The sequence below is a fragment of the Streptomyces sp. NPDC002785 genome (genome assembly GCF_040295565.1).
Classification (GTDB): Bacteria; Actinomycetota; Actinomycetes; order Streptomycetales; family Streptomycetaceae; genus Streptomyces.
This window is the reverse complement of record NZ_JBEOVN010000086.1, coordinates 19,534-29,124: the sequence shown is the minus strand read 5'-3', so window position 1 is coordinate 29,124 and position 9,591 is coordinate 19,534. Positions and strand designations below refer to the sequence as shown.

At 69.5% G+C, this 9,591-nt stretch carries 7 protein-coding genes and 1 pseudogene; 5 read left to right on the top strand and 3 right to left on the bottom strand.

What is annotated here, in order from left to right; all coding sequences use genetic code 11:
- The 5 genes and pseudogenes from ABTZ94_RS20745 to ABTZ94_RS20725 all read left to right on the top strand — a co-directional run.
- Positions 1 to 204, top strand: a 204-nt coding sequence (locus ABTZ94_RS20745) for a hypothetical protein (protein ID WP_351202525.1), incomplete at its 5' end; no start/stop codon positions are given.
- A pseudogene (locus tag ABTZ94_RS20740) lies at positions 156 to 266 on the top strand (3-ketoacyl-ACP reductase); the annotation flags it as partial. The gene ABTZ94_RS20745 and the pseudogene ABTZ94_RS20740, both read left to right, overlap by 49 nt.
- 425 nt (positions 267 to 691) lie before the next feature.
- Entirely contained in the window at positions 692 to 2,422 is a 1,731-nt protein-coding gene (gene ctaD / locus ABTZ94_RS20735) for an aa3-type cytochrome oxidase subunit I (protein ID WP_351202524.1), read from the top strand.
- Positions 2,423 to 2,451: 29 nt separating this feature from the next.
- Complete coding sequence (locus ABTZ94_RS20730; RefSeq protein ID WP_351202523.1) at positions 2,452 to 2,793, top strand: hypothetical protein; 342 nt, start codon at positions 2,452 to 2,454, stop codon at positions 2,791 to 2,793.
- Positions 2,794 to 2,925: 132 nt separating this feature from the next.
- The gene (locus tag ABTZ94_RS20725) at positions 2,926 to 4,287 is read left to right on the top strand and encodes an NAD(P)/FAD-dependent oxidoreductase (RefSeq protein WP_351202522.1); all 1,362 of its coding nucleotides are present in this window, start codon (positions 2,926 to 2,928) and stop codon (positions 4,285 to 4,287) included.
- 162 nt (positions 4,288 to 4,449) lie between these two features.
- On the opposite strand, the gene meaB is transcribed toward ABTZ94_RS20725, so the two are convergent.
- The 3 genes from meaB to mutA are packed head-to-tail and all read right to left on the bottom strand — an operon-like array spanning position 4,450 to position 9,554.
- Complete coding sequence (gene meaB / locus ABTZ94_RS20720; RefSeq protein WP_351202521.1) at positions 4,450 to 5,475, bottom strand: methylmalonyl Co-A mutase-associated GTPase MeaB; 1,026 nt, start codon at positions 5,473 to 5,475, stop codon at positions 4,450 to 4,452.
- Positions 5,476 to 5,487: 12 nt separating this feature from the next.
- Positions 5,488 to 7,689, bottom strand: coding sequence for a methylmalonyl-CoA mutase (scpA, locus tag ABTZ94_RS20715; protein WP_351202520.1), 2,202 nt, complete (start codon positions 7,687 to 7,689; stop codon positions 5,488 to 5,490).
- Entirely contained in the window at positions 7,689 to 9,554 is a 1,866-nt protein-coding gene (gene mutA / locus ABTZ94_RS20710; RefSeq protein WP_351202519.1) for a methylmalonyl-CoA mutase small subunit, read from the bottom strand. Before mutA ends, scpA begins: the two co-directional genes overlap by 1 nt.
- Positions 9,555 to 9,591: the final 37 nt, after the last annotated feature.

The window sequence follows — 9,591 nt, the reverse complement described above, 5'->3', positions numbered from 1 at the left end:
GCGGTCGCGTGTCCGGGGCCTGAACGGCCGCGAGGGCGCTCGTCCGGTGCCGGGACGAGCGCCGCGCTGTCGCGTACGCAGCGGCTCGTTCTCCACGTAATCGCGTACGACGAGCCGCTGGGCGTAGGTTCGAACGACCGGATCAACGGCTCGTCGGCCGACTGGGCGAACCCGCGGACGTGGCCGATGTGGTTGCCTTCCTGACCGGCCACGACGGCCGGTGGATCACCGGCCAGAACGTGCGTGCGACGGGCGGGCTGGCCTGAGGGCCCGGGGCGCCCGGACCGGTCACCGGTCCGCGTTCACCGTCCTTCCCGGTAACAACGTGGTCCGGTGCGGCAGTTCGGGCTGTCCCGAGGCGCCGTGGCGAAACGGTGGAGTGAACCGGTGCGCGGTCGTGGCGGGTTGTTGCGGGAGAGAACTCCGCACCCCGCGCCGCGGACCACGTCGTCGTCCGTCCCCCCGATTACCGCATCGGGGGCGAGCGGGGCGGAGGCCCGGACCGGAGGACGCCCTGACGAGTGAAAGTCACGCGACGGCGGGCGCAGGGCCGCACGAAGTGGCCCCGCGGCTGATTTGCTGCACCTGGAATCTGGCGTGACGCGCGCGTGAGCGGCCGGTCGGCCGGTGGAGGTGGCGCCCCTGGCGGGTGCGCGGCCCACCCGCGAATGACAATCGAAGGAGCGTCCCAGTGGCGACGACGGGCACAACCGGGGCAGCCGACGAAGAGGAGGCGTACGCGAACGAGATTCCGGTACGCGCCAAGCAACCGGGCAACGTCGTCATCAAGTGGCTGACCACCACGGACCACAAGACGATCGGCACGCTCTACCTCGTCACGTCGTTCGCCTTCTTCGTCGTCGGTGGTGTGCTGGCCCTCGTCATGCGCGCGGAGCTGGCCCGTCCCGGGATCCAGATCATTTCGAGCGAGCAGTTCAACCAGGCGTTCACGATTCACGGCACGATCATGCTGCTGATGTTCGCGACGCCGCTGTTCGCCGGATTCACGAACTGGATCATGCCGCTGCAGATCGGCGCGCCCGACGTGGCGTTCCCGCGGCTGAACATGTTCGCGTACTGGCTGTACCTCTTCGGCTCGATCATCGTGGTGGCGGGCTTCCTCACCCCGGGCGGCGCGGCCGACTTCGGCTGGTTCGCCTATTCCCCGCTCTCGGATGCCGTCCGCTCGCCGGGCATCGGCAGCGACATGTGGATCATGGGTCTGGCTTTCTCCGGCTTCGGCACGATTCTCGGTTCGGTCAACTTCATCAGCACGATCATCGGCATGCGCGCCCCCGGCATGACGATGTTCCGCATGCCGATCTTCGTCTGGAACGTGTTGCTGACCGGTGTGCTGGTTCTGCTGGCCTTCCCGGTTCTTGCAGCGGCGCTGCTGGTGCTGGAGGCGGACCGCAAGTTCGGTGCGCACGTCTTCGACGCGGCCAATGGCGGCCCAATGCTCTGGCAGCACCTCTTCTGGTTCTTCGGCCACCCGGAGGTGTACATCATCGCTCTGCCGTTCTTCGGGATTGTCAGTGAGATCATTCCGGTCTTCAGCCGCAAGCCGATCTTCGGCTACATCGGCCTGATCAGTGCGACGATCGCGATCGCGGGCCTCTCGGTGACCGTGTGGGCGCACCACATGTACGTCACCGGCGGTGTGCTGTTGCCGTTCTTCTCGTTCATGACCTTCCTCATCGCGGTGCCGACCGGGGTGAAGTTCTTCAACTGGATCGGCACGATGTGGAAGGGGTCGTTGTCCTTCGAGACACCGATGCTCTGGTCGATCGGCTTCCTGGTCACCTTCCTCTTCGGTGGGCTGACCGGTGTGATCCTGGCATCGCCCCCGCTGGACTTCCACGTCTCGGACTCGTACTTCGTCGTCGCGCACTTCCACTACGTGGTCTTCGGCACCGTGGTCTTCGCGATGTTCGCCGGATTCCACTTCTGGTGGCCGAAGTTCACCGGCAAGATGCTGGACGAACGGCTCGGCAAGATCTCGTTCTGGACGCTGTTCGTGGGCTTCCACGGCACGTTCCTGGTGCAGCACTGGCTGGGTGCCGAGGGCATGCCGCGCCGATACGCGGACTACCTCGCCGCAGACGGCTTCACCGCGCTCAACACCATCTCGACCATTTCCTCGTTCCTGCTCGGCCTGTCGATGCTGCCGTTCCTCCACAACGTGTGGAAGACCGCCAAGTACGGCAAGAAGATCGAGGTCGACGACCCATGGGGCTACGGCCGTTCGCTGGAGTGGGCGACCTCCTGCCCGCCGCCGCGGCACAACTTCCACACGCTGCCGCGGATCCGTTCCGAATCCCCGGCGTTCGACCTGCACCACCCCTCGGAGCGCGGCCTCCACGAAGCTCTCACCCGCCCCGACACCGGGGCGACGCGGCCCCCCGGGGACAAGCAGGCGTGAGCGCGGCGGCAACGGGAGAGGAGGAGCGTGTGGACCCCGACAAGGACAGCGCCCGCGGTCTGGCACAGCTGGAGGGCTACCTGCTGTGGAACGCCGAGGTCGAGGAGGCCCGACGACAGGCAGGCCGCTTCACCGACGAGCTGCCCTGGCTCACCACGGCACAGCGCGAGGACGTGGAACGTGTCTACACCGCGGACCGCCTCGCCGCGTCGCGGGCCGTGCTCTGCCGTATCTCCGCCCGCGCCACCGAACTGCGCGGCGAATACGACGCGCGCTACCGCAGTCTCAAGGCGCGCTGCGTGGCCGCCGGTGTCGTGCTCGTGGGCGCCGTCGGCGGCACGTGCACGGCGGTCACCCTCCTGGCTCGCTGACCCGGTGGTGTCGTCCGTCCGCCGCCCTCAGCAGGCGAAGTCGGATGCGGCTCGCGAAGATGTGAGATGACGGGCGCGTGCGACGGGGCAAGCGAACGGACGACCGTGCAGGCCCGAGAAGGGACGATCACTGTGGCACGACCCAGGATTCTCGTTGTCGGCGCCGGATTCGCCGGGGTGGAGTGTGTACGCCGTCTGGAGCGCGGACTGATCCCGGGCGAGGCGGAGATCGCGCTCGTCGCCCCGTTCTCGTACCAGCTCTATCTGCCCCTGCTGCCGCAGGTGGCGGCAGGTGTGCTCACCCCGCAGTCGGTCGCGGTATCGCTGCGCCGCAGTCGCAAGCACCGCACCCGGATCATCCCTGGCGGGGCCATCGGAGTGGATCCGAAGGCGAAGATCTGCGTCATTCGCAAGATCACCGACGAGGTCGTCTACGAGCCCTACGACTACATCGTGCTCAGCCCCGGGAGCGTCACCCGCACGTTCGACATCCCTGGCCTGCTCGACCACGCCCGGGGCATGAAGTCGCTGGCCGAGGCGGCGTACGTACGCGACCACGTGATCGCTCAGCTCGATCTCGCGGACGCCAGCCACGACGAGAACGAGCGGACTTCGCGCCTGCAGTTCGTGGTGGTCGGCGGCGGATACGCGGGCACCGAGACGGCTGCGTGTCTGCAGCGCCTCACGACCAACGCGGTCAGGCATTACCCACGGCTCGACCCGAAGCTGATCAAGTGGCATCTCATCGACATCGCCCCGAAGCTGATGCCCGAGCTGGGGGACAAGCTCGGCCGGAGCGCCCTGGAGGTGCTGCGCGCACGTGGCATCGAGGTGTCGCTCGGCGTCTCGATCGCCGAGGCCGGGCCGGAGAAGGTCACCTTCACCGACGGCCGGGTGGTGCCCTGCCGCACCCTGATCTGGACGGCGGGAGTCACTGCGAGTCCGCTGGTCGCCACATTCGACGCGGAGACCGTACGCGGCCGACTGGCCGTGACGCCCGAGATGAGCCTGCCGGGCTTCGACGGCGTCTTCGCGCTCGGCGACGCCGCGGCCGTACCGGACCTGGGCAAGGGCGGCGGGGCGGTCTGCCCGCCCACCGCGCAGCACGCCATGCGCCAGGGCCGCAGACTCGCCGACAACCTCATCGCCACGCTGCGGCGCCAGCCGTTGAAGCCGTACGTCCACAAGGATCTCGGTCTTGTCGTGGACCTCGGCGGCAAGGACGCGGTATCCAAGCCGATCGGCATCGAGATGCACGGCATCACCGCGCAGGCCGTGGCCCGTGGCTACCACTGGGCGGCGCTGCGGACCAATGTGGCCAAGGCACGGGTCATGACGAACTGGCTGCTCAACGCCATCGCCGGTGACGATTTCGTACGCACCGGATTCCAGGCCCACAAGCCGGGCACGCTCCGCGACTTCGAGTACACGGGCTCCTACCTCACACCCGCGCAGGTCCGCGAGCACACCGCCTCGCTGCACACCGGCACCTGACCTCGTACGGCTCAAAAGGGCGGTCCGTGCTGTTGCGCCGTCCGGTGCAGCGGGACGGTGCGGTGGAAAGCCGCGTTGTCCGCACTGACCGACCCCGACCGTGCCGGCGCGAGCCACCGGCCGGCGTGGTAGGCGTCCGACCCTGCGGGCAACGGCATCGGCTCACAGCTGCTGGACGCTGCCACCGCCCTCCGCCGCCAAGGCCGTGCCACGGAACGCCCCCAGGATCTGCTCGGCCGCCAGCGTGGCCGTCAGCTCACCGTTCCGTACCTGCTGTTCCAGCCCCGGAGTGAGCGCGCGCACCTCCGGATGGCCGCGCAGGCTCTCCAGCAGCTCGTCCCGCACCATCGTCCAGGTCCAGTCGACCTGCTGGTCACGCCGTTTCGCGGCGAGCCGGCCGGTCGATTCGAGCAGCGCACGGTGCTGCTCCAGCCGCTCCCACAGCATGTCGAGACCGGTCGACTCCCGGGCGCTGCAGGTGAGGACAGGAGGTGTCCAGGCCGCGTCGACCGGGTGCATCAGCCGCAGCGCGCCTGCCAGTTCGCGCGCGGCCGCTCGTGCGTCGCGTTCGTGTGGGCCGTCCGCCTTGTTGACCGCGATGGCGTCCGCCAGCTCCAGGACGCCCTTCTTGATGCCCTGGAGCTGATCACCGGTACGGGCCAGGGTCAGCAGCAAAAACGTGTCGACCATATTGGCCACCGCCGTCTCCGACTGGCCGACGCCGACCGTCTCCACCAGCACCACGTCGTATGCCGCGGCCTCCATCACCACGATGGACTCGCGGGTCGCCTTGGCCACCCCGCCGAGCGTCCCGGCGGTCGGAGAGGGACGTACGAATGCCGCGCGGTCCACCGCGAGGCGCTCCATCCTGGTCTTGTCGCCCAGGATGGAGCCGCCGGTACGGCTGGAGGAGGGATCGACGGCCAGCACCGCGACCCGGTGACCGAGCCCGGTGAGCATCGTGCCGAGCGCGTCAATGAAGGTGGACTTCCCGACCCCGGGCACGCCGCTGATGCCGATCCGCCGGGCGTTCCCTGAGTGCGGCAGCAGCTCGCGCAGCAACTGCTGGGCCAGCGCCCGGTGGTCGGGGCGGGTGGACTCGACGAGGGTGATCGCGCGTGCGATGTACGCCCGCTTCCCGTCGAGGACCCCCTTCGCATAGCTGTCGATGTCGATCTTCGGAGGCATCGGGTCAGCGGCTCACAGCTCGTGGCCGAGCGCGGCACCGAGCCGCGTCACCAGGTCGTAGGCAGCATCCGGAATCACGGTGCCGGGCGGGAACACCGCCGTCGCCCCCGCCTCGTGCAGCGCCTCGATGTCCTGCGGCGGAATCACCCCGCCCACCACGATCATGATGTCGTCGCGGCCCTCGGCGGCCAGCTCCTCGCGGAGCGCCGGTACGAGCGTGAGATGCCCGGCGGCCAGCGAGGAGACGCCCACGATGTGCACGTCCGCCTCCACCGCCTGCCGTGCCACCTCGGCCGGCGTCTGGAACAGCGGACCGACGTCGACGTCGAAGCCCAGGTCGGCGAAGGCCGTTGAGATCACCTTCTGGCCACGGTCGTGGCCGTCCTGCCCCATCTTGGCGACCAGGATGCGCGGACGGCGCCCCTCGGCCTCCTCGAACTGGTCCACCAGCGCCCGGGTCCGGTCCACGGAAGGGGATTCACCTGCCTCGTTGCGGTACACACCGGAGATCGTACGGATCTGGCCCGCATGCCTCCCGTACACCTTCTCCAAGGCGTCCGAGATCTCGCCCACGGTCGCCATCGCGCGTGCCGCGTCGACGGCGAGTGCCAGCAGATTGCCTTCGAGGCCGGGGCCGGGGGCCCGCTCGGCCGCCGTCGTCAGCGCCCGCAGCGCGGCCTGGCACGCCGACTCGTCGCGCTCCTCGCGCAGCCGGCGCAGCTTCTCGATCTGCTGGGTGCGCACCGAGGAGTTGTCGACCTTGAGCACATCGATCTGCTCGTCGGCCTCCACCCGGTACTTGTTGACCCCGATCACCGGCTGGCGCCCGGAGTCGATACGCGCCTGGGTGCGGGCCGCGGCCTCCTCCACCCGGAGCTTCGGGATGCCCGCGTCGATGGCCTGCGCCATGCCGCCTGCCGCCTCGACCTCCTCGATGTGCTGCCAGGCCCGGCGCGCCAGGTCGTACGTCAGCCGCTCCACGTACGCGCTGCCGCCCCACGGGTCGATGACCCGGCCGGTGCCCGACTCCTGCTGGAGCAGCAGCTGGGTGTTCCGGGCGATCCGGGCCGAGAAGTCCGTCGGCAGGGCGAGGGCCTCATCGAGCGCGTTGGTGTGCAGCGACTGGGTGTGCCCCTGGGTGGCGGCCATCGCCTCCACACAGGTCCGGGTGACGTTGTTGAACACGTCCTGCGCGGTCAGCGACCACCCCGATGTCTGCGAATGGGTGCGCAAGGACAGCGACTTGGCGTTCTTCGGCTCGAACTCCTTGACCAGCTTGGCCCAGAGCAGCCGGGCCGCCCGCAACTTCGCGATCTCCATGAAGAAGTTCATGCCGATCGCCCAGAAGAACGAAAGGCGCGGTGCGAACGCGTCCACGTCCAGCCCGGCGTCCCGCCCGGCCCGCAGATACTCCACCCCGTCCGCCAGGGTGTACGCCAGCTCCAGATCGGCCGTCGCACCCGCCTCCTGGATGTGATAGCCGGAGATGGAGATCGAGTTGTAGCGCGGCATCTTCTGCGAGGTGTACGCGAAGATGTCGGAGATGATCCGCATCGAGGGCTTCGGCGGATAGATGTAAGTGTTGCGGACCATGAACTCCTTCAGAATGTCGTTCTGAATGGTTCCGGCCAGCTTCTCGGGCCCGACGCCCTGCTCCTCCGCGGCCACGATGTACAGCGCGAGAACGGGGAGCACCGCGCCGTTCATCGTCATCGATACCGACATCCTGTCCAGCGGGATGCCGTCGAAGAGCTGACGCATGTCGTAGATCGAGTCGATCGCCACGCCCGCCATGCCGACGTCGCCGGTCACCCGCGGGTGGTCGCTGTCGTAGCCGCGGTGGGTCGGCAGGTCGAAGGCGACGGAGAGGCCCTTCTGCCCGGCCGCGAGGTTGCGGCGGTAGAAGGCGTTGGACTCCTCGGCGGTGGAGAACCCGGCGTACTGCCGGATCGTCCAGGGCTGGTTGACGTACATCGTCGGGTACGGGCCCCGCAGATACGGGGCCATGCCCGGATACGTACCGAGGAAGTCGAGCCCCTCCAGGTCGCGCCCGGTGTACAGCGGCTTGACCGCGATGCCTTCCGGGGTCTCCCACAGCAGATCGCCGTCGGAACTGCCGGAGGACTCCTTCACCGAGGCGCGCCACTGGTCCTCGGACACCTCGGCGGCGCCGCCCGGTCCGAGCTCGATGTCGGAGAAGTCAGGGATACGCATTACGCCACACCCATACGGTCGAGAAGGGAAGAGAGCACGGCCACCACATCGGAGCCCGCGAAGACGTACTCGTCGACACCGGCGTACTCGCCGGGCCGGCCCGCGAGGAACACCCGCTGGGCGCCGGCCGAGCCCAGCGCCTCGGCGACCGCCCCGGCCTGCTCGGCGTAGAGCGTGTCGCTCGAACAGAGACACGCCACGGTGGCCCCGCTGGCCCTGAACGCATCGGCGGCAGTTGCCGCGTCGACCGAGGCCGGGTCGTGGACCGGTTCGATCCCGCCCGCCTGGAACAGGTTCGAGGCGAACGACGCGCGCGCGGTGTGGGTCGCGGCCGGGCCGAGCGCGGCGAGGAACACCCGCGGCCGGTTCCCGGTCGCTGCGAGATGGGCGTCCGACCGGGCACGCAGCACCTCGAACGCTTCGTCACGACGCACCCTGGGCAGACCGCCCGACGCCGCGTTGGACACCTCGGCGGGGGCCGCCTCGCGCTCCACCGGGCGCTCCGCCAGCTGCGGGAACTCGCTGACCCCGGTGACCGGCTCCTTGCGTCGCGCCAGATCCTTGCTGCGCGCCGCCCAGGTGGCCGCGAGACGCTCGCCGATCATTCCCGAGCGAAGGGCGGCCGCCTGGCCGCCCGACCGCTCGATCTCCTGGAAGAACGCCCAGGCGGCGTCGGCGAGTTCGGCGGTGAGCCGCTCCACGTACCAGGAACCGCCCGCCGGGTCGATCACCCGGGCCAGATGCGACTCCTCCAGCAGGATCGTCGACGTATTACGCGCGATGCGCCGGGCGAACGCGTCCGGCAGACCCAAGGCGTGATCGAATGGCAGCACGGTGACGGAGTCGGCCCCGCCGACACCCGCGCCCAGACATGCCAGCGTCGTCCGCAGCATGTTCACCCAGGGATCGCGCCGCGTCATCATCACCGAGGACGTCACCGCGTGCTGGCGCTGCGCCCCGGCGTCGGCGGCCCCGCACACCTCGGCCACCCGGGCCCACAGCCGCCGAGCGGCCCGCAGCTTGGCGATGGTCAGGAACTGATCGGCCGTAGCCGCGTACCGGAACTCCAGCTGCGCGCAGGCCCCTTCGACACAGAGCCCGGCCTCCGTCAGCGCCCGGAGATAGGCGACACCTGTCGCCAGCGAAGCGCCCAGCTCCTCGGCGGCCGAGCCGCCGGCCTCGTGGTACGGCAGCGCGTCGACGGTCAGGGCCCGCAGCCCGGGGTACTCCTGCGCACACCGCTGTGCCCAGTGGACCGCCGCCGCCAGGCCGGGTTCGGCGCCGCTGCGGGCGGCATGCCCGAGCGGGTCGGCGCCGAGGTTGCCGCGAGCGGTCTTCGCGCCGACGCCCCGCTCCGCGTAGAGCCGCAGCAACTCCCTCGCCGCAGCGTCGAATTCGCTGCCGGCGTCCAGCACCACGGGAGCCAGATCGAGATAGACGCCGTCCAGCGCCGCCGCCAGAGCGGACACTGGAAGGCCGCCGGTACTGCCCACGGTCAGCCACAGTGAGGTGACACCGTTCTCCAGATCGGCGAGCACCGCCTCGTTGAGGCGCGCAGGATCCGACAGGGTGTGCCGCTGCCGTACGTCCCAGCCCCCCGCCGCATTGCCCCCGGCCTTGCCACCGCGGGTGAAGGGGGCGAAGCCCGGATATCCGGCATCGGGCGCGCTGTCGCGCGAGGTATAGAGGGGGCGGGTGATGAGCCCGTCCTCCACCGTGGTGGACAGCGCTTCCTCGGCGGCCGAACCCGCGACATCCTTGCCCGACTTGCGCAGCACGCCTTCAACAAGGCTTTGCCACTGCTCATGGGCGGGGTGGGGGAATTCGGCGGCCAACGAAAGCCCGTCGGCAGGCAGGACCGTCATGCCCAGATGCTAGGTCAGGTCCAAGACGAGCAGCAGG